The sequence below is a fragment of the Hymenobacter sp. J193 genome, assembly GCF_024700075.1.
Classification (GTDB): Bacteria; Bacteroidota; Bacteroidia; order Cytophagales; family Hymenobacteraceae; genus Hymenobacter.
Genome location: NZ_JAJONE010000001.1, coordinates 4,691,067 through 4,710,205, shown reverse-complemented (window position 1 = coordinate 4,710,205; position 19,139 = coordinate 4,691,067). Strand labels below are relative to the sequence as shown.

Below are 19,139 nucleotides of genomic sequence, written 5' to 3'. Positions count from 1 at the left end.
AGGTACAAAAAAATGCCCGTTTTGCCTAGCTGCGCTAGGTTTTCGGCTTGCTTTTATCGGATTTGTGCCGGCCGTCTTTCTGGTCGTGCACTTTGATTTTTTCGCCGATGGCCGGACTCTGCTTTTTCCAAAGCGGCTGGCCCCGGTAGCGCGCCCCGTTGTGGGTGTGGGCCTTACGGGTGCGGCAGGATTCGATGGGGCAGTTACGGCAGGATGCGGCCAGCAATACCAGGGCCAGGGCCGGAACGAAACGGGTGAATACTCGACTTGTCATGGGATAAAAGTACGATTCGTGGCGGGGTTAAGCGGCCGGGGGCAAGTCACTTCCCTCCCACTCGCGCAGAAACTGCGCCAGGAAGCTTTCCATAAAGGCCTGCCGCTGCCCGGCCACCCGGCGGGCCGCCGGCGTGTGCAGCCGCTCGCGCAGGTGCAGCAGCTTCTCATAGAAGCTGGTTGATGGTAGGGCCGGCATTGGTCTTATAGCTCTCAAACGAGCTGTGAGCCACGGGCGGAACGGACGGGTCGTGCAAGGGCCGCCCCTTGTGGCCCCCGTAGGCAAAGGCCCGCGCCACGCCAATAGCGCCAATGGCATCGAGGCGGTCGGCATCCTGCACCAGCTCACCCTCGGACGTACTCATGGGCGTGGGCACCCCAAGCCCCTTGAAGCTGATTTCGCGGATGATAGTCTCGACGTGGCCGATAACCGGCTCGGCCACGTCCAGGCTTTGCAGCCAGGCCCGCGCGGCCCGGGGGCCGGCTTCCTCGTCGCCGCCGTGAAATTTCCAGTCGGCCACATCATGCAGTAGGGCCGCCAGCTCCGTCACCAGCGGGTTGGCGCCGGGCGTTTCGGCAGCCAGGGCGCGGGCCGTCTGCCACACCCGGCGGATATGCTCCCAGTCGTGGCCGGAGCCTTCGTGCAGGAATTTTTCGCGCACGAAGTCAGCCGTGCGGGCTATCAGGTCAGCGGAGGAAAGCGGCATGGCTCGTGGGGGTAAGTAAGCCGCAAAAGAACGGCAGCGCGCGGACACTATTGCAGCCACCACGCGCCGCCGGACCTAACCACATGAGCGGCTACTGAATAAAATCGGGCCGGATCATGTTCTCAAACGTGAAAATCTCGTCCCACTTGGCCTGCGTGAGCAGCTGGCGCTCCGTCACGGCAATAGCATACACCGACTTGCCGGTGCGCAGGGCTTCCTTCGCAATTTCGGCCGACGTTTCGTAGCCCAGCACCGGGTTGAGCTGCGTGACGATACCAATGCTGTTGCGCACCAGCTCCTCGGCCCGCTCCTTGTTGGCGGTGATGCCTACCACGCACTTTTCGCGCAGGGTGTGGCAGGCATTGGTGAGGTAGGAAATGGACGTAAATAGGGCAAAGGAAATAACCGGCTCCATCACGTTCAGCTGCAGCTGCCCCGCCTCGGCGGCCATGGTCACCGTCAGGTCGGCTCCGATAACGTAGAACGCGGTCTGGTTGACGACTTCCGGCACCACCGGATTTACCTTACCCGGCATAATGCTGGAACCCGGCTGCAGCGGAGGCAGGTTGATTTCAAAAAAGCCCGTGCGCGGCCCTGAGGACAGCAGGCGCAAATCGTTGCAGATCTTGGACAGCTTCACGGCCGTGCGCTTGAGTACTCCCGACAGCTGCACGTAGGCCCCGGTGTCGTAGGTGGCCTCAATCAGGTCACCGGCCAGCTGCAGGTCCAGCCCGGTGATGGTGCGCAGGTGCCGGGTGACCAGCTCAGCGTAGCCGGCCGGGGCGTTGATGCCCGTGCCGATGGCCGTGGCGCCCATATTGATTTCGCTGATCAGCTGGCGGCTGTCCTCGATGCGCAGCAGCTCCTCGCGCAGGTTGGTGGCAAACGCCTTGAACTCGTCGCCCATGCTCATAGGCACGGCATCCTGGAGCTGGGTGCGGCCCATCTTGAGTACGTTCTGGAACTCCTCGCCTTTCTGGGCAAAAGCTTCCGCCAGCTGCTCCAAAGCCTGCCGGTAGCTCACCAGCTTGTTGCTGAGCGCAATCCGGAAAGCCGTCGGGTAGGCGTCGTTGGTGGACTGGGAGCAGTTGACGTGGTTGTTGGGGTGGCAGAACTGGTACTCGCCTTTCTGATGCCCGAGCAGTTCCAGCGCCACATTGGCAATAACCTCGTTGGCGTTCATGTTCACGGAGGTTCCGGCCCCGCCCTGAATCATATCGGTCAGGAACTGGTCGTCGAACTCCCCGCTGATAACCCGGTCACACGCCCGGGCAATACCGCCGGCAATGGTGGCATCGAGCACCCCGAGTTCCTGGTTGGCCAGCGCGGCGGCTTTTTTCACGTAGGCCAGTGCCTGTACAAACAGCGGCTCGGATTTCAGCGGAATACCCGTAATCCGGAAGTTTTCGATGGCTCGCAGCGTCTGGATGCCGTAGTACGCGTCTTGCGGGATGGGTCGTTCGCCCAGGAAGTCGTGTTCGAGCCGGGAAGTTGGCATAAAGCAGCAAGGTAAGTGAGGAGCTTCCTACGGCTGCGCTGGGGCCGACGTTGGCTTCAAGCGCCCGTATTCCGGGCTACAGTCCGGGCCTATGCCCCAGCAGGCGGGTCGGAATCCGGAGCCGGCTGCTCGTCCAGCGCTTCAAGCTGCTCAAGCTCTTCCACTATATGCTCGGGGTTGAAGTTCGCCGTGAGAGCGGACAAATCCGCTAACAGTTCATCATCTGCTGATTTTTCCGGGTCGGCGGCGGGCAGGTTAACTGGTTCCATGGGCAAGGATGTTAGACCGTCAATAATACAACCTAAAAGCCCGGAATGATGCCTGGGGCGCAGAAAAGTCTGGGTACGGCCTGCCCGGTAGCCTGTGCACACGAGACCTAAAATCCGCGCCGAGTGCCAACTAATTTTCGTTGGCCGGGGTATTGCAGCAACCGACGGCCGCGCCCGGGGTATATAGCAAAGGGAAATGCTTTACCTTTCGTCCGAACCCTTTTAGCCTGCTGCCGGTTGCTTTCTTATGACAACACCAACAAGTAAACGTCCTCGTCCTCGCAAAGCCCCTGAAACGGCCGCTCCTACCCTTTCCCACGCCGAGCAGCTACAGGCGCTGCACACCCGGGAAGAAGGGAAAACCGTGATGTACAAGCAGGACGCCTGGGGCCATATCGAAACCCGCTTTGTTCGCTCCCAGAACGTAAAAGCCTGGGAAGAAAAAGGCTTTTTCGTCCGCTAGCCCAGCTTTTACTCATAGCTCAACCAGCCCCGGCCAATCAGGCCGGGGCTTTGCTGTTTACGGGCGTAAGGGCAGGCCAGCTTCTTAGCTATTACGGCTGCTTCAGATACGCGGCCGCCGTACGGTTGTTGGGGTTCAGCGCCAGGGCACGGGTGTAGTGCTGCGTAGCCAGCTTCTTATTACCCAGCGCGGCGTAGGTTTCGGCCAAGCTGTCGTAGGTGTTGGCGCTGGTGGGGTACAGGCGCGCATTGAGCCGAAACACGGCCAGTGCATCAGTGAGCTTATCCTGCTCCACCAGAGAGTAGCCCCAGGCGTTGACCGCATCTTCCGGCAAGGCGTAGGCAGCATCCTTGCGTCGGGCTTTTTTCACTTCTTCTTCGAGGTTGGCAAAGCCGCGCTGGCGCAGAGTCCGGTGCAGGGCGCGCAGGGTTGGCGGCAGGCCGAAGCCGTCAGCCACGCGCATATCGGGCAGGTAACAGGCTGCCAGCGCATCAATGAACCGCTCCGGGCTCGCGCCCTGCAGGTTGGTCAGCACCACAATGGCCAGGTCATCCTTTGGGTAAAGAAATACAGCGGAGCGGCCGCCGCCCACGGGCGCCACAGCCGGATGCTCGGGCCGCGTGACGGTAGGCCAGCCCAGGGCATAGCCGGTGAGCTTGCCACCGAAGCCGCGCTCCGAGCCGTCGTTGAGGCGGCCCGCAGTCCAGAGCGTGGTCAGGCTGGCGGGCTGCAGGAGCTTGCCCTGTTGCAGGGCTACCAGCCAGCGGGCCATTTCTTCAGCTGTGGAGCTCATGCCAGCCGCCGCGCGCAAGGAAGGCGGAAACACCTCGAACAGGTTACGCATCTCCTTGCCGCGGCGGGGCTGCCCATCAATGTACCGGGTAAAGGTGTAGCCCCGGGCGCCGTGCAGGAGCACATCGTGGGCGTCGCCGGAGGTAGTGCGGGGCATGCCCACCACCTGGAACTGCCGCTGATGGATAAACTCGGCGAAGGGCTGGCCGCTGAGCTTATCGATGAGCTGGCCCAGCAGCAGGTAATTGGTTTGGTTGTAGGCGAACTTTTGGCCGGCCGCAAAGTCCAGCGGCTGGGTTTGCACCTGGGCCCAGGCCGCTTTTTCGTTGTTTTCGGTTACTAGCGCATCCTCGGGCATGATATCGGGCAGCCCGGAGGTGTGCGTGAGCAGTTGCCGCACGGTGACCGGGTGCCAGGCGGCGGGCAGCTCGGGCAGGTAGCGCCCTACCGGCGCGCCCACGTCGAGCTTGCCGGCTTCCACCAGCTGCATCACGGCCACACCCACGAAGGCCTTGGTGATGGAGTTCAGGAAAAAGCGCGTCTGCGTGGTGACCGGCACTGAGTCCTGTACGTTAGCCACGCCGTAATTGCCCAGCTTCACAATCTGGCCGTGCCGCACCACCGCCAGTTGCAAGCCCGGGATGCGTAACTGCTGCATGGCGCTTTGCACGAGCTGGTCAACGCTGTCGGGAGTAGATTGGGCCTGGCTGGCTCCTACGCTGCCAAGCAGCAAAAGCAAAGCAACGGCAATGGCGCGAAAGAAGAAAGGATACCGGTAAGTTTTCATGGCTTGGTGGAAAGAAGAAGGAAAGTAGAATGGCGGTGAATGTGGCGGTGAGTGGGTACCTGGGGCTGCTGCAAACCGTAGCAGCAGTCCAGCAGAGCAAATAATCAGGTGGCTGAAAGCTCCGACCCAGGCAGCTCGCTACAAACATACAAATAGAACCTTGTTATACATAGTAGTATACAGAAATAAAACATAGACTCGTCTTGTTGACGGTCTTTGCATCTAATCTATGGGGCTGGATACGCCGTTTATCCACGTTTCTACTTACCGGGCAAACATGCATAGTTTGGGTAGGCCCGCTGTATCTGTGGCCACTCTGCCCGCAATGCGCGACCAGAAAGATGGTGACGGTGGCCACCAGGATGCTAACTGGTATAGAAGGCCGCAGAAAATCAGCCCTGAGCCAGGAGCACTAACTTACTCGGGCAATAATGCTCCGAAGTTCAGCGCTGACGGCGTCTTGCTAGCTGCTCTGCCAGATCAGCAACAGGCGGTGCATGGCTACCCGGCTGCGGTTTTTGACGGTACCCACTGGCATATCCAGGAACTCGGCAATTTCCTCCAGGGTCATCTGCTGCTGCAAGCGGTACTGCAGCACTTCCTTGTAAATGGGCTTCAGGCGCGCCAAGCAGGTAGCCAAATCAGCGCTGAGCATGCTGGCGGCGGGCGTCACCAGTTGCCGGACGGGTGCGCACTCGGTGATATCCGTGCTTTTAGCCCATTCACGGTTGGCCCTGAGCCGAAGCGTGTCGATGGCCTGGTGCTGGCAGATGGTTAGCGCCCAGGTGAAGAGCCGGCTTCGGGTGGCATCGTAGTGAGCGAAGCTCTGCCAAAATTTGAGCATGCTTTCCTGCAGTACATCCTCCGCCAGTTCCGGGCTTTTGACGACACGTAGAATGACCCGATGCAGGGCCACGCGGTAATTTGTATAGAAAAAGGTCATAGCAGCCTCGTCGCGGGCATAGAGCCGCTGCACAAGCTGGGCTTCGGCCTCGGCCGCAGAGCTGGATAGAATGCTAGTCACGGGTAGGTGGGGCAACGAAGAACGGTACCTCTAGTACGGCTGGGCTTTCGGCCCGTGCTGTGCTGTGGTCCAGTTTCCGTTGAATCAACTAACCTGGTCGTTCAAACCGCCGTCTCTATCGGTAAATATTGTTTTCCCTCTTCCCTGATGATGACTGGGCGCAGACAGTCCCTATAACTCCACCAAGCTGCTTTCTAACAAGCGCCTGCGGCATGCGGCCGGCAACGCCGTGGAATGAATGGAAGAAAAGATACGTCTATTAGCCGCAGCCTTGCTGGCTGACTTTCGTCCAGTCCATATGCTTGGGCAAAGCAATCTTGCGGATATAAGCCTTCCATTCCTTTTCCAGCCGGCTCACGGGGAAGCCGTAGATAACAGGGAATTTTTCGAAGCCTTCGAGCCAGAGCCTTTTCATTTTCTCGACGCCGTACTGCTCGTAGAGGTACTTAAACAGCCCGGCGCTTTGCAGGTAGGCGGCCACCTGTTCCGTACGCGCTGCATTGTCAAAGTCATTGATCAGACGGGCCAAAGGCAACAGCTTCCCCGTTTGCAGCAGGTAGGCGTTGATGCTGTAGATGGCATTCTCGTACCAGCATTCATTATCGCAGTACACGGCTCCTCCCTCGTTGAGCAGGCGCGACTGCGTAACGCCCCAAACCTCATTGGCGAGCAGGTGAAATACTTCGTGCCTGGCCTGCAGGCGCCGCGTGGGGGTGTTAACCAGAAAGATGGCATCCTGCCCGACCAGGGCAAAACCGCCAGCCGGGCTCAGGCCCGTCAGTTCCTTTAGTTCCTGCTTCGAATCGACGAGCGTCAGGTATACGCCCTTGTGGTAGGCAGACACCTGGAGTACGCTCAGGATGCGCGGCCAGGCAGTAGCCAACTCAGTTTTGAGCTCAGGCAAGTGCGCGGCCGTGTAGGAGTTGCCCCGAAAGAACAGGCGGAAGTTGGCGTAGTTGATGGAGGTAAGGGCCAGCGTGTCGTTATAAATAAACTGCCGCACGTACGCCTGGGGTGGGGTGAAGACGATTTCCTCCGCAGGGCCGGTGAACGTCGTCCGCTCCCGGTAAAGCTGGGCCAGCCGGGTTTGCCGGGTAGCGTTGCGCTCGACATGTATAAGCAGAGCAGGCCAGCGGGCATCGGCGTGCAGGGGCTGCAGCTGCGCATCCTGCCGCAGCGTATCGGCAAGGGTGAATTCCTGCCGGGCCATCATCTGCAGGTAGGAAAAGGCACTGTCCGTCACCGAGGCCTGTGCCCAGGCCCGGGCGGCCTGGTACCGGCTTTCGGCGGGCGGGATGGGAATGCCCGCTCGATCCTGACGCGGGCGGCCTGCCCGTAGAGGGCAGCGGCCAGACGGTACTGGCGGACCTTGGTCAGGGAATCAGCTTTGCTGAGCAGCCCCAGGTACTCGTAGTAGCGCGGGAAGCCCTGTTGGCTAACGCCCGGCGTAGCGGGTAGCAGGCCGCAGAACAGGAAGCCGCAGAAAACCAGTTGCAGGGCCTTCAACCGTTTAGGAAAGGTCATGACCAAAAAGTCTGTACAGAAGAATGTGTTCCAAGAGCAGGGCAAATATCCGTATGGGCCAGCTTTCTTCCTAAGTGAAGCAGCGGCCCCTAAGCTGGGCTATAACCTGCCGGTTGGGGCAGCGTTGGGAAAATAGACCAACGACTTTCTTTTTATGGCGTCTCCCCCAATCGGCCCCCGTGCGCACGGGGCTATCGACTATGGTTTTGTAGCTCTACAGGCGCTGGCACCTAGCCTGTTCAACCTGCACGGCCCCGCCCGGACGCTGTGCTATGCCTTTGCCGGCACCCAGGGCCTGCTCAACACCCTGACAGACCAGCCGCTGGCGCTAAGGCGCGTGGTTCCCTTTCGCGTACACGGACAGGTGGAAACGCCCTTCTTGCCCGCGCTGCTCGTGTTGCCCTGGCTGACGGGCGCACTCAAGCAGCCTAATGCCCGGCGTTACTTCGTCTCCTTCTTTGCCGTAGCCCTAACCAATTACTTGCTGACGGACTACCGTGCCATGGAAAAGCCCGCCCAACGTGCTGGTAAGCGGATATGCTAATGGGTTCGGAAAGCCCGTCCTATAGCAGAAGCTGGCTCGCTTCTTAGGGATAAAGACCGCTGCCTTCGTCATGGCCCGCACCATGCAAGCCGAGAACTACACCCCATTCATGACCGCCCTTGCCGCCAATACCAAGCTCAAAACGTTCGTCGAGCATGTGGACCTGTCATCTGATCCAACGGTTCTGGACACCGTGGTAGACCACGCCAAGCAGTTCAACTAACAGGTAGTTCACCTACGTAGGCAGAAACCCTTCTACATAGCAGGGCTTATTTTACTAGGGGTGGGAATAGAACCCGTAAGGAACTTGCGCATCCATCGGGCTGGGAACTGCTGAGCACGTTCGTGCTGGTGGATGGATGGCGACAGCACAGCCTATACAACGTAATGCAGCGGCGGGTAGCGGGGTAGCCAGTATCGTACCCATCGGAGGGCCCTCTTCTTAAAGAAGTAGAATTAGGATAAATATAGGCTGTAAAAGTTGTTTTGGTCAGGTACTTTGACTACTTTGAGCTATTACAGTGGTTATAGGAAATTTAATATCAGGCAGTTCGGTGAAACGACGGCCACGCAGGTAATCGATAGTAACCACACAACGACATGCCCATGCTTGGCTTCAACACGCTTGCCCTATCCTTCCTCATGTCCTTCTTCCGGCCGTCACCTGTTACGACGCCGGAGGCTACCCTGCCATTTGAATTGCGCATCACCTTCAAGAACAATAAGGTGGAACTGGACAATCAGCAAGGGTGCACTTTCTCTCTGCTGGTGTTCAAGGCCAACCGGCAGGTCGTACTGAATCAGAGCGGCATGGTGAACCTAGAGGCGGAGCCTAAGGCCGTCGATGACTCCCGCTTTCTGTTCAGGTATACCAAGCAAGGCAAGACGATTTATCTGACCGGCATAAAGGGCATGGCCTGGAAAACACTTACGTTCCAAGAAGATGGAAAACCGCATGTTTTGGATCAAAATGGGTTGAAGTAACAGCCCCTGGCCTTAAGCAAAAACAAAAGCCCTGACCATCCAGTCGGGGCTTTTTACTTGTGTTAAGCAAGCTAAGTCGCAGGGCTGGCTCTTTTCTTAGGGGAAGTAGTCAGTAAGCTAAAAGGACAAGTGACAATTTGGGGCTTTACCAAGCACTGCTACAGCCGATAGATCACCCGCAACTGCAAATACGCCTCACGTATCACCCCTGCCGGACCTTTTCTGAGCCAAGCATACCAAGAAAAAACCCCTTGCAAATCATTGATTTACAAGGGGTTTTATTACCTATGAGCCCCCAGCCGGGATCGAACCAGCGACCTACTGATTACAAGTCAGTTGCTCTACCAGCTGAGCTATGGAGGCGTTTTGGTGGCACAAACCTACGGCATTGATGGAAAACAGCCAAACATACGCCAAAAAATTCCCTGGCACATTAGCGGAGCAAGCGCTAAGTAAATTACTATCAGCGGCTTTTTATTTATCCCCTGGTATCTAAAGCCGCCAAACAAAGCCGGGCCCGCTACAGATTGAATTGCAACGGGCCCGGAATGGCACGGCTATTTTGGACGCGCTAGCTACGGATAACCTTCAGCTGGCGCTTCAGGCCTTCAATTCGCTGCTGGGCTTCGTCGATGCGGCCCTGGTATTCCTCGCGCAGCTGGCCGGCGTTTTTCGAGCGGGCGAAGAACTCCAGGTTGGTTTTCAGAGTCGAAATATCATTCTCCAGCTCGTTGATTTCGCGGCGCAGGGCCTGCTCCTTCTTGTAGAGCTGCTGGGTATCGGAGGAAGCTTTAAGGCGGTCTACTTGTAGCTGGAACAGCAGGTCGTTGCGCTCGGCGTATGAAATACCAGGCACAGCGTCCAGGTATTTGCCCATCAGAGCCTGGAAACGACCTTCAGCCCGCTCCGCATCAGCGCGCGGGCCGCTGCCAGCGCCAGCCTGCCACTCCGCTACCAGCTCACGGAATCCTTCGAGAGTACCGGGGGCATCGGGGGTCAGGGCATCCACCGTCTGGGCTACCTGCTCCAGGCGGCTGGCCTGCTCCTTCGACACCTGCTGAGCCTGCTGCTCACGCTGGCGCGACTCTTCGTGCTTGCGCTCGAAGAAAGCATCACAGGCCGTGCGGAACCGGTTCCAGATTTTGTCGGACTGCTTTTCGGGCACTCGGCCAATCGTTTTCCAATCCTTCTGCAGGCGAATCACGATTTCGCGGCCTTCCTCCCAGTTGGGGTTCTGCAGGGCGGCTTCAGCCTGATCAATCAGCTCCTGCTTGCGCTTGAGGTTGGCGCTCTTCTCCTCATCAAGCGCCTTGAAGAACTGGTTTTTGCGCTGAAAAAACCCTTTGTAGGCGCCCCAGAACTGCTTGTTGAGCTGATCGGCCTTGTCGCGGGGCACGAGGCCGGCGGCATCCCACTCTTCCTTGAGCTTCTGCAGGGCATCCGTCTGGCTGCGCCACTCGTTCACCCGGTCGGTGTGGTACTCGGCGTAGGGCTTGATTTGCTCCAGCAAGGCGGTCTTGCGCGTCAGGTTCGCATTTTCCTGGGCCGAGCGGGCATTCAGGAATTCCTTTTTACGGTCGTGTACCTTTTCCGAAGCCGCCAGGAAGCGGTTCCACACGGCATCGCGCTGCTCCTGCGGTACGGGGCCCACGTGCTTCCACTCTTCGTGCAACTGGCGCAGCTCCTGCAGGGCTTTGTTGATGCTGGACTGCTGGCTTAATGCCTCGGCGCGGGCTACCAGCGCTTCTTTGGCTTCGAGGTTGCGGCGGCGATCCAGCTCCTTCATTTCGAAGAACAGGCCGCGGTTGTTGTAGAAGATGTCCAGCAGGCCGTGGTAGCTGTTCCACAGTTCCTGGGCCTCTTTCTGCGGTACGGGACCCGTGGCCTTCCAGTCGTTCTGCAGGGCCTTGATGCGGGCCGAGCTGTCCTTGGTTTCGGCCGACTCTACCAGGCTGCGCAACTGCGACAACAGGTACTGCTTGTGCGTAAGGTTCTTAGTACGCTGTTCTTCCTCGGCTTTGGCGTCGCGGGTGCGGCTTTCGCGGAATTCCTGCAGGGCTTTCGTCAGCTCGGCGTGGCCTTCCGGACCGGTGTAGGCAAAATCATCCGCCTCGCCCCCACCCGCCGTGAAGCGCTGGCGGGCCGCGGTGCGGTCGGCAGCCAGGGCCGTTTCGTACTGGCGGTTAAGATCAAATATCTGCTTGCGATTCTGGCGGGCGTCGGGCCGGCGCAGCAGCGAGAGCAGGAAGGCTCCCTGGGCAGGCAAATCAAGCGTAGCGAAGTCTGGCGCGGCCGTTTCTGGCACATAGTCCTCTTCGTCCTCGCTGGTAGCTTCAGGCACGCTAAGGGCTGCCGCAACGGTGGGCTCTGCTTCCGGCACCTCGGCGGCTACAGTTTCTCCGGTTGCCGGAACTGCTGTAGGCTCGGCGGTTGGTGGAGCCGGGCTCACGGCATCCGGGGTTTCGGGCGCAACGCTGGCAGCGGCGGGCTCCGTGGTTGAAGCTGGCTGCTCTTCTTCCGTGGGCTGGGCTACCGGTGCTGCCGGGGCTTCGGCGGGCGTTTCCGTAGTCAGGGCATGGTCGTTCTGTTGGCCGGGGTGCTCCAGGGCACGGCGCTGCGGTTCTGACACGGGCTCCTCGGAAGCGGATGTTTCCGGGGCACTGGCTTCTGGCAGCGTCTGGTCCGTAGCAGCAGCTGAAGGTTCCGCCGTGCCGGCGCCGGGTGCCTCGGCCTCAGGCAGCGGCGGTGTACCCTGGGCTGGCTGCTCGGTAATCTGACTGGTGGCGGGGGAGGTTGGCTCGGCGGATGCCGGGGCCGGCTGCTTGTTGCTGATTTCGGCCAGACGGCGCTCCAGGATGCTCATTGGCGACTCCGCAGCGGGCTGATCGGCGGAGTTGTTGGGGACGGGTTGTTCGTTTTCGGGTACCATAAGTTCAGGGGACAAGGCCCACGTGGGGCAGGCAGTAGGGACAGGCGGCGGGCGAGTGGGTTAGTTTAGCCGTGGGTCCAGGGGGTAGTTCGACAGCATGCGGTAACGGCCGCCTTTCTCGCGCAAAATAGCTTGCCAGAAAGCATCAGTAGTCAAAGTAAATACTTTCCCGGCAGCATTAGGATGCACTATCCAAACATTTTCGCGCACCTCCCCTGCCAACTGATCTGCCGTCCAGCCGGAATAGCCTACGTACAGGCGGATTTCATCGGGGGAAAGCTCCCCACTGAGCAGCAGCCCGAGCAGTACCCCGAAGTCGCCGCCCCAGTACACGCCCTGGCCGAGCGGGGCCGCATCGGGGAGGTCAGCGCGCTGGTGCAGAAAGTGCAACGTGTCGGGCTGCACGGGGCCGCCCATGCCCAGCGGTATCTGTGCCAGGGGGCTCGAATCGGCGCCGGGCAGTTCCAGCACGTCGCCCAGCACCAGGGCAGATGGCCGGTTGAGCACGAGCCCAAACGTGCCTTCCACGTCGGAGTGCTGGCACAGCAGCACCACCGTACGCTCGAAGTTGGGGTCGCCCAGGAAGGGCTGGGAAATCAGCAGGCTACCAGCAGTGAGGGTGGACATAAGCAGAGCAGTTGATGAAAAACAGGAGCGGCCGGGCAGCAAAAGGCATCGGCAGCCCCTTACCTGCACGTACGTTGAGCATAGGCTGCCGGGTTATCGATGGGCCGAAGACGCCAACCATTTCCAACCGTACGGCAGCCCGCTCCATTTTTCTTCTGCAGAGAAGATAGGCGCCATGCAAACGGTTTTGCCGAATATTGCGGTGCTACTTTCCGCCTCCGTTAATGGTATCTGCTGTCTCAGCTCAATCAGCTTCTTTCCCTCGTTTTTCCCGGCTGGTTGGCCCCGCCAGCGTAGCTACCCAGCTGCTGCTGGTGCTGTATACATTTCGGGAGGTTATTTTCAAGCCCGGCCAGAACCTGCTGGTCGACCACTACGACGGCATTAAGAGCTACTTCTCCATTGAGTCGTTTCTGCGCCAGCCGCTTTCCGACGGCATGCTGGTGAAGGGCCATAACTACCCGTTTGGGGAGTATATGTACTATACCGATAGTACGCCCCTGTTCACAGAGGCTCTGCATGTGCTGGTGCGCATTTTCCCCGGTTTGCAGCCCTACGGCCTCTACATCTACGACCTGGCAATTCTGAGCGGACTGGTGCTGGCCTCCTGGCTGCTGCACCGCATTCTGCGGCCCTGGAAGCTGCCAGCAGCCCTTCATCTACTGGCCTGCGTGGCCTTGCCTTGGATTTCGCCCCAGACCGTGCGCCTGCAGGTGGGGCACATGAGCCTGGCGTACGTGCCGGCTGTGCTGGTGGGCATCTGGGCCTTGCAGGAAATCTACGGCCGCCACGCGGCGGGCCGGCCGCTAAGCGGATGGCTCGTGGGGCTGGGACTAAGCATTTTCGTGGCCTCGTTCTGGCACTTCTACTACCTGGCTATTATAGGGGCGCTGGTCGGACTTTTTACCGTGGTATGGGCACTGGATCTGTATCGCCAGGACCGGCCGTGGTGGCCCGTGGCCTGGCGCCTGCTGCTGACGCTGGCGGTGGCCGGGGCGGCGGCGGGCCTTACCCTGATTTTGCTGGACGGCCGCTACGCCGAGCGCCCCACCGGCAGCAGCGGCTACGACTGGATTGGCTGGAAGCTTCAATTCCGGGCGTTCTTCCAGGCTCAGTCCGACAACCACCTGCGCTTTATCTTCGACCCCCAGGAAGGCGTGCCCTATGAATCGACGGCTTACCTGGGCGCAATGGTGCTGTACACGCTGGTGGTGTGGCTGGGGCTGCGGCTGTTCCGGCGCCAGCCGGCAGTAGCCGCCTCGGAGGATGTGTACGGGCGCTTCCTGGGGCTGCTGGTCCTGGCCACCCTGCCCATGGTGATGATGGCCCTGGGCGAAAAGTACGAGCTGGATGGAGGCAGTTACCTTATCCGCAACTACTTCAACCCGCTGTTCTGGCTGCACAAGCTCAGCGACCGGGTAACGCAGTTCCGGGCCATCGGGCGCTACGTGTGGCCGTTCTGGTGGGCGCTCAACCTGTCCGTGGTGTGGGGGCTGGCGCGCTGGTGGCGGCGGGCTTCCCTGCTGCCGGTGCGGGCGCTGGCCCTGGTGCTGGCGCTGCTGCTGGTGCCCGATCTGGTGGCGGCCGTGCGCTTCTACCGCAAGTTCACCCAGCGCCCCAACCAACTCACGTGGCCGGCGGCCCGCACCGATATGGACAAGCTCACCCGGGGTCTGCCGCTGGCCGGATACCAGGCTATTCTGCCGGTACCCTACTTCCACGTGGGCTCGGAGGGCGACTACAGCTTCACCATCGACCCCGACGACCCGCACTGCACCCACACCTACCAGCTTTCGTTGCTGACCGGGCTGCCGCTGATGAGCCACAAAGCCGTGCGCACCCCGCCCTACCAGGCCCAGGAGTTGTACAGCATATTCCGTCCCGCCGGCCCCGACCCCGCCCTGCTCGCCCGCCTCGACGAGCGGCCCATTCTGGTGTTTCTGGACAGTACCTACTACAACGGCGCCAACAACTACTACCGCGACATCCTGAAGGAGCGCCCCGGCATGCTGGAAGCCTTCGAGCGGGGCGACGACTTCGTGCGGGAGCGGAACCTGCAGCTGCTCCGCCGCCAGGGGGCGTGGTCGGTGTACGCGTGGTACCCGCGGCGGCAGGCCGCCGCGCCGCAGCCGTAGCGCCGGGCTGAATCTGCCGCTTACCTTTGCCTTCCGCCTTTATTCCTGCTTCACTTATGCTTGACTCTCACCTCGCCGACCTGCGCCAGACATACGCGCAACGCAGCCTCTCGGAAGCCGATGTGCTGCCCGACGCCGTGCCCCAGTTCCGTGCCTGGCTGGATGAGGCTCTGGCTGCCCAGGTAGAGGAGCCTACGGCCATGGTGCTGGCTACCGCCGACGCGCAGGGCCAGCCCTCTGCGCGCGTGGTGCTGCTGAAAGGGCTGCCCGACGATGCGGGGTTCCTGTTCTTTACCAACTATGATTCCCGCAAGGGCCAGGAACTGGCCGGGCAACCGCGGGCCGCTCTCACGTTTTTCTGGCCGGCCCTGGAGCGCCAGGTGCGGGTGGAAGGCACCATCGAAAAAGCCCCGGAGAAAGTTTCTACCGAGTATTTCCAGAGCCGCCCCCGGAGCAGCCAGGTGGGTGCCTGGGCCTCGCCCCAGAGCCAGCCGGTAACCAGCCGGGCGGAGCTGGAACAGCGCGAGCAGGATGCAGCTACGCAGTTCGAAGGCCAGGATCCGCTGCCCCGGCCCACTCACTGGGGCGGCTATGTGCTGCGCCCGCACCGGGTAGAGTTCTGGCAAGGCCGCCCGTCCCGCCTGCACGACCGGATTGTATATGACCGCGCCGCCGACGGCTGGAAACTCAGCCGGCTGGCACCTTAAGGGTGATGAGGTAACACGTGACAGGTAGTAAGTTCGTCCTATCTTCTGCTTTCCTGTCACGTATTACCTGTCACGCGTTACCTCATCACCTCATCCCCTGAAAATTGGCTGAAATTCAACCCGTGCGGGGCTGGCGCTACAACGACGAGTTGGGCCAGCACATTGATGACTACGTTTCGCCTTTGTTTGACGTGGTATCTGCCAAGCAGCGGGAGGCGCTGTACCGCAATCCGCTGAACAGTATCCACCTTTCCGTGCCGCGCGGGGAGGATGCGGCGGGCTCGGCCCTGGCCCGACTCACGGAGTGGCAGCAGCAGGGTGTGCTCTGCCAGGATGCCTTACCGGGTATCTACGTGTACTACCAGTATTTTCGGTTGCCCGGCAACCCCCAGCGCGAGTACTGCCGCAAAGGCTTCATGTGCCACATCCGGGCCTACGACTGGGCCGAGAACGTGGTGCTGCGCCACGAAAACACGCTGCCGGCCAGCGTAAACGACCGGGCCGAGCTGCTGGCCCGCACCCAGTTTCAGACCAGCGCCACCCACGGCCTGTACCGGGACGAAGACTTCGAGCTGGAACGCTACCTGGATGAAGCCATTCTCGACCCGCTCTACCAGACCGAGGAAGACTACCAGGGGGCCCGCGACGTGCTGGCCGTGATTCAGGATGCCCGCGTGATTCAACGGTTTCAGCAGGTACTGGCCGAGCGGCAGGTGATTCTGGCCGACGGGCACCACCGTTACGAAGGGTCCCTGGCTTATCGTCAGGCCCGCGAGCTGGCTGCCGGGGGGCAGGCCACGGGCCGCGAAGCCTGGAACTACCACCTGATGTACCTCACCAACGCCACCGCCGACGACCTGCGCATCCTGCCCACGCACCGCCTGCTGCTGGAGCTGCCCGGTGGCCTCACCGACGCGGATTTTCTGGCCCGGCTGGAGCCCTACTTCACCGTGGTGCCCAAGGACGATGCCTACGACTTACCGGAGCTGATTGCCGGCAAGCCCTGGGCGTACGGCCTCTATCTCGATGGGCAGGCCTACAAGCTGCGCCTGCGGCCCGAGGTGCATGAGCAGCTCAGCTGGCCGCTCACCCCGGAGGTGAAAGCCCTCGACCTGACAGTGCTGCACTTCTTCGTACTCGAAAAAGTACTGGGCATTGCGGGCATCGACGCGCAGCGGCAGTGGCCGGGCGTGGCTTACGTGCGCAACTTCCCCGAGTGCCTCACCCGCGTGGACCGGGGCGAGGCCCGCGCGGCCTTTATCACCAACGAGGTGACCATGGACGAGGTGGAGCGGGTGTGCCACAGCGGGGCCGTGATGCCGCCCAAATCCACGTTTTTCTACCCCAAAACCATCGGAGGCTTCCTGTTTACCTCCATCCGCGACGATGAACACACCCACGCGTTTACTGCTGGCTTCTAACTCCCCGCGCCGCCGTCAGCTGCTCACCGACCTTGGCCTGACCTACGAAGTGCGCCTCAAGGAAGCTGGATGAATCCTTCCCGGCCCACCTGCGCCGCGCCGAAATAGCCGAGTTCCTGGCCGCCCACAAAGCCAGCGCCTACCGCGTCGAGCTGGCGCCCGACGAAGTGCTGCTCACCGCCGACACCATCGTGTGCCTAGACGAGCAGGTACTCAACAAGCCCCAGGATGAGGAAGAGGCCGTGCGCATGCTTACCCAGCTGCAGGGCCGTGCCCACGACGTGTACACCGGCGTGTGCCTGCTTACCGGCACGGGCCACCAGGTTGTGTTTTCCGACCAGACGCAGGTGCATTTCCGCGCCCTCAGCGAAGCCGAAATCCGCTTCTACGTGCAGCGCTACCAGCCGCTTGATAAAGCCGGGGCCTACGGGGCCCAGGACTGGATTGGGCTGGCCGCGGTAACCCGTCTGGAGGGCTCTTACTTCAACGTGATGGGGCTGCCGGTACACCGCGTATGGGAAGAACTGACGAAGCTGGCCCCCGGCCTTCTGCCCTGCTAACTGGCTGTCCACTTACACAAAAAGGCCGCTGAGAATACCTCAGCTGCCTTTTTTGTTGTGACATTGTGCCGTAAACCAGCTTAGTAGGGCTTGGCTTCGTGGCCTACTTCCTCAGCCTGCTGCGAGGCTTCGCGCTGCTGGCCTTCGTTGTACTGGTTCCCGCCTTCACTCTGCTGACCGCCGCGAGCCGCCGCCAGACCATCGGCGAGGCGCTTGCCCCAGTCCGGGTCGCAGTTCGTGCACAGCTCCACCATCTTGTCGCTCACCTTGCGGTCGGCATCGGCCAGGGCGCCCACCATGTTGCTGATCAGGTCGTCCCGCTCCCAGTCTTCGTGCAGGCGGTACCGCTCCCCGGCCTGCTTGAAGTTGTTCTGCCGGTCGAGGGTCTGGCGCACCACGCGGCCGCTGTACTGGGGCATGTGGTCGGGGGCGGTGCGGGGCGCTTCCTTCAGGCCGTTGAGGGAGCTGGGCTCGTAGTTGATGTGGTTGTTCTGCCCGGGCGCGGAGTCCACGTGGTAGGCCATCTGGCCGTCGCGCTGGTTCGTGGCCACGTGCTTTTTGGGCGCGTTAATGGGCAACTGCAGGTAGTTGGTGCCCACACGGTAGCGCTGGGTATCCGAGTACGAGAAGGTGCGACCCTGCAGCATCTTGTCGTCGGAAAAGTCCAGTCCATCCACCAGCACGCCGGTACCGAAGGCCGACTGCTCCACCTCGGCGAAGTAGTTTTCGGGGTTGCGGTTGAGCGTCATCTTGCCCACGGGCAGGTGCGGGAACTGGTCCTCAGGCCAGATCTTGGTGTCATCCAGCGGGTCGAAGTCCAGCTCCGGGTGCTCGTCGTCGCTCATGATCTGCACGCGCAGCTCCCACTCGGGGAAGTTGCCGGCCTTGATGTTGTCGAACAGGTCCTGGGTAGCGTGGTTGAAGTTCTTGGCCTGAATGGCTTCGGCTTCCTGGGCCGTCAGGTTCTTAATGCCCTGCAGCGGCTCCCAGTGGTACTTCACCAGCACGGCTTCACCGGCGGCATTCACCCACTTGTAGGTGTTCACGCCCGAGCCCTGCATCTGGCGGTAGTTGGCCGGAATGCCCCAGGGCGAAAACAGGAAGGAAACCATGTGCATGGCCTCCGGGGTGTTGCAGATAAAGTCGAAAATCCGCTCCCCCGTCTGGCGGTTGTGAACCGGGTCAGGCTTCTGGGAGTGAATCAGGTCGGGGAACTTCATGGCGTCCCGGATAAAGAACACCTTGAGGTTGTTGCCCACCAAATCCCAGTTGCCGTCCTCGGTGTAGAACTTCACCGCGAAGCCGCGGGGGTCGCGCAGGGTTTCGGGCGAGTGGCCGCCGTGGCCCACGGTGCTGAAGCGCACGAAAACCGGCGTCTGCTTGCCGGGGGTGTTGAACAGCTTGGCACGGGTGTACTTCTCAATGGGCTCATCCCCTACTTTGCCGTAGGCTTCGAATACGCCGTGGGCGCCGGCGCCGCGGGCGTGCACCACGCGCTCAGGAACCCGCTCCCGGTCGAAATGACTGATTTTCTCCAGAAACGCGTACTGCTCCAGCAAGGCCGGGCCGCGGTTGCCGAGGGTACGCAGGTTCTGGTTGTTGGTCAGCGGATGGCCCTGGCGGGTGGTCAGCGTCTGAGCGTTTTCGCCCTCGGCCGTGCGCTCATCCTGAGAAGAGCCGCTGCCCGTTACCGCAGTGCCGGTGCCATCGGCGGGAGTGTGCTGACCGTTGCCAGCAGAACCATTGTGGCCGTTTTGGGGAGGATTTTCGTGGGAAGTACTCATGTGCGGGCTGGTTGGTTAGTGGTTGCAAGTATACCAACGAGTAGCCCAGGTTGTTTATCCTAGTGGAGAATAATTCTTATCTAGCCCATAATACTGTACCTTCTCTCTGGT

General features: G+C 60.9%; 19 protein-coding genes and 1 tRNA gene. 7 read left to right on the top strand and 13 right to left on the bottom strand.

The genetic code is table 11. The features are described from left to right. Positions 1–34 precede the first annotated feature (34 nt). The 5 genes from LRS06_RS20635 to LRS06_RS20615 form a co-directional block, all read right to left on the bottom strand. On the bottom strand, positions 35–274 hold the full coding sequence (locus LRS06_RS20635; RefSeq protein WP_257873251.1) for a hypothetical protein: 240 nt from the start codon (positions 272–274) through the stop codon (positions 35–37). Between the two features lie 27 nt (positions 275–301). Then, positions 302–472, bottom strand: a complete 171-nt coding sequence (locus LRS06_RS20630; protein ID WP_257873250.1) for a hypothetical protein — start codon at positions 470–472, stop codon at positions 302–304. Beyond that, positions 441–980: an HD domain-containing protein gene (locus LRS06_RS20625; RefSeq protein ID WP_257873249.1), complete on the bottom strand. Its 540-nt coding sequence runs from the start codon at positions 978–980 to the stop codon at positions 441–443. Before LRS06_RS20625 ends, LRS06_RS20630 begins: the two co-directional genes overlap by 32 nt. A gap of 91 nt (positions 981–1,071) precedes the next feature. After that, positions 1,072–2,478, bottom strand: coding sequence for an aspartate ammonia-lyase (aspA, locus tag LRS06_RS20620; protein ID WP_257873248.1), 1,407 nt, complete (start codon positions 2,476–2,478; stop codon positions 1,072–1,074). Between the two features lie 89 nt (positions 2,479–2,567). Continuing rightward, the gene (locus LRS06_RS20615; RefSeq protein WP_257873247.1) at positions 2,568–2,747 is read right to left on the bottom strand and encodes a hypothetical protein; all 180 of its coding nucleotides are present in this window, start codon (positions 2,745–2,747) and stop codon (positions 2,568–2,570) included. Positions 2,748–2,994: 247 nt separating this feature from the next. Here LRS06_RS20615 and LRS06_RS20610 point away from each other — a divergent pair, with 247 nt between their 5' ends. Next, positions 2,995–3,210 carry a hypothetical protein gene (locus LRS06_RS20610; RefSeq protein ID WP_196955764.1) on the top strand — a complete coding sequence of 72 codons (216 nt, stop codon included), beginning with the start codon at positions 2,995–2,997 and terminating at the stop codon, positions 3,208–3,210. A gap of 91 nt (positions 3,211–3,301) precedes the next feature. On the opposite strand, the gene LRS06_RS20605 is transcribed toward LRS06_RS20610, so the two are convergent. The 4 genes from LRS06_RS20605 to LRS06_RS20590 form a co-directional block, all read right to left on the bottom strand. Next, positions 3,302–4,789: a serine hydrolase gene (locus tag LRS06_RS20605; protein WP_257873246.1), complete on the bottom strand. Its 1,488-nt coding sequence runs from the start codon at positions 4,787–4,789 to the stop codon at positions 3,302–3,304. Positions 4,790–5,252: 463 nt separating this feature from the next. Further along, positions 5,253–5,813 (bottom strand): RNA polymerase sigma factor, encoded by a 561-nt coding sequence (locus LRS06_RS20600; protein WP_257873245.1) that lies wholly within the window; start codon positions 5,811–5,813, stop codon positions 5,253–5,255. Between the two features lie 259 nt (positions 5,814–6,072). Continuing rightward, positions 6,073–7,026, bottom strand: a complete 954-nt coding sequence (locus LRS06_RS20595) for a peptidase MA family metallohydrolase (protein ID WP_257873244.1) — start codon at positions 7,024–7,026, stop codon at positions 6,073–6,075. 26 nt (positions 7,027–7,052) lie between these two features. Further along, entirely contained in the window at positions 7,053–7,337 is a 285-nt protein-coding gene (locus LRS06_RS20590; RefSeq protein WP_257873243.1) for a hypothetical protein, read from the bottom strand. Positions 7,338–7,491: 154 nt separating this feature from the next. On the opposite strand from LRS06_RS20590, the gene LRS06_RS20585 reads away from it, so the two are divergent. Together LRS06_RS20585 and LRS06_RS20580 are read left to right on the top strand one after the other, a co-directional pair. Beyond that, the gene (locus tag LRS06_RS20585; protein ID WP_257873242.1) at positions 7,492–7,881 is read left to right on the top strand and encodes a hypothetical protein; all 390 of its coding nucleotides are present in this window, start codon (positions 7,492–7,494) and stop codon (positions 7,879–7,881) included. A 600-nt stretch (positions 7,882–8,481) separates the two neighbouring features. Continuing rightward, positions 8,482–8,865 (top strand): hypothetical protein, encoded by a 384-nt coding sequence (locus tag LRS06_RS20580; RefSeq protein ID WP_257873241.1) that lies wholly within the window; start codon positions 8,482–8,484, stop codon positions 8,863–8,865. A gap of 290 nt (positions 8,866–9,155) precedes the next feature. Here LRS06_RS20580 and LRS06_RS20575 read toward each other — a convergent pair. The 3 genes from LRS06_RS20575 to LRS06_RS20565 all read right to left on the bottom strand — a co-directional run bounded on the left by LRS06_RS20575 (position 9,156) and on the right by LRS06_RS20565 (position 12,421). Beyond that, positions 9,156–9,228: transfer RNA gene (locus tag LRS06_RS20575), tRNA-Thr, on the bottom strand. A gap of 208 nt (positions 9,229–9,436) precedes the next feature. Then, positions 9,437–11,794 carry a DUF349 domain-containing protein gene (locus tag LRS06_RS20570; protein ID WP_257873240.1) on the bottom strand — a complete coding sequence of 786 codons (2,358 nt, stop codon included), beginning with the start codon at positions 11,792–11,794 and terminating at the stop codon, positions 9,437–9,439. 60 nt (positions 11,795–11,854) lie between these two features. Then, positions 11,855–12,421, bottom strand: coding sequence for a YqgE/AlgH family protein (locus LRS06_RS20565; RefSeq protein WP_257873239.1), 567 nt, complete (start codon positions 12,419–12,421; stop codon positions 11,855–11,857). Between the two features lie 224 nt (positions 12,422–12,645). Here LRS06_RS20565 and LRS06_RS20560 point away from each other — a divergent pair, with 224 nt between their 5' ends. The 4 genes from LRS06_RS20560 to LRS06_RS20545 all read left to right on the top strand — a co-directional run bounded on the left by LRS06_RS20560 (position 12,646) and on the right by LRS06_RS20545 (position 17,244). After that, positions 12,646–14,556, top strand: coding sequence for a hypothetical protein (locus LRS06_RS20560; RefSeq protein WP_257873238.1), 1,911 nt, complete (start codon positions 12,646–12,648; stop codon positions 14,554–14,556). Between the two features lie 56 nt (positions 14,557–14,612). Continuing rightward, the gene (pdxH, locus tag LRS06_RS20555; RefSeq protein ID WP_257873237.1) at positions 14,613–15,263 is read left to right on the top strand and encodes a pyridoxamine 5'-phosphate oxidase; all 651 of its coding nucleotides are present in this window, start codon (positions 14,613–14,615) and stop codon (positions 15,261–15,263) included. Positions 15,264–15,367: 104 nt separating this feature from the next. After that, positions 15,368–16,684: a DUF1015 domain-containing protein gene (locus tag LRS06_RS20550; protein WP_257873236.1), complete on the top strand. Its 1,317-nt coding sequence runs from the start codon at positions 15,368–15,370 to the stop codon at positions 16,682–16,684. A gap of 65 nt (positions 16,685–16,749) precedes the next feature. After that, entirely contained in the window at positions 16,750–17,244 is a 495-nt protein-coding gene (locus tag LRS06_RS20545) for a Maf family nucleotide pyrophosphatase (RefSeq protein ID WP_308239929.1), read from the top strand. Between the two features lie 80 nt (positions 17,245–17,324). On the opposite strand, the gene LRS06_RS20540 is transcribed toward LRS06_RS20545, so the two are convergent. After that, a complete protein-coding gene (locus LRS06_RS20540) occupies positions 17,325–19,028 on the bottom strand; it encodes a catalase (protein ID WP_257873235.1) in 1,704 nt (567 codons plus the stop codon). Positions 19,029–19,139 lie beyond the last annotated feature (111 nt).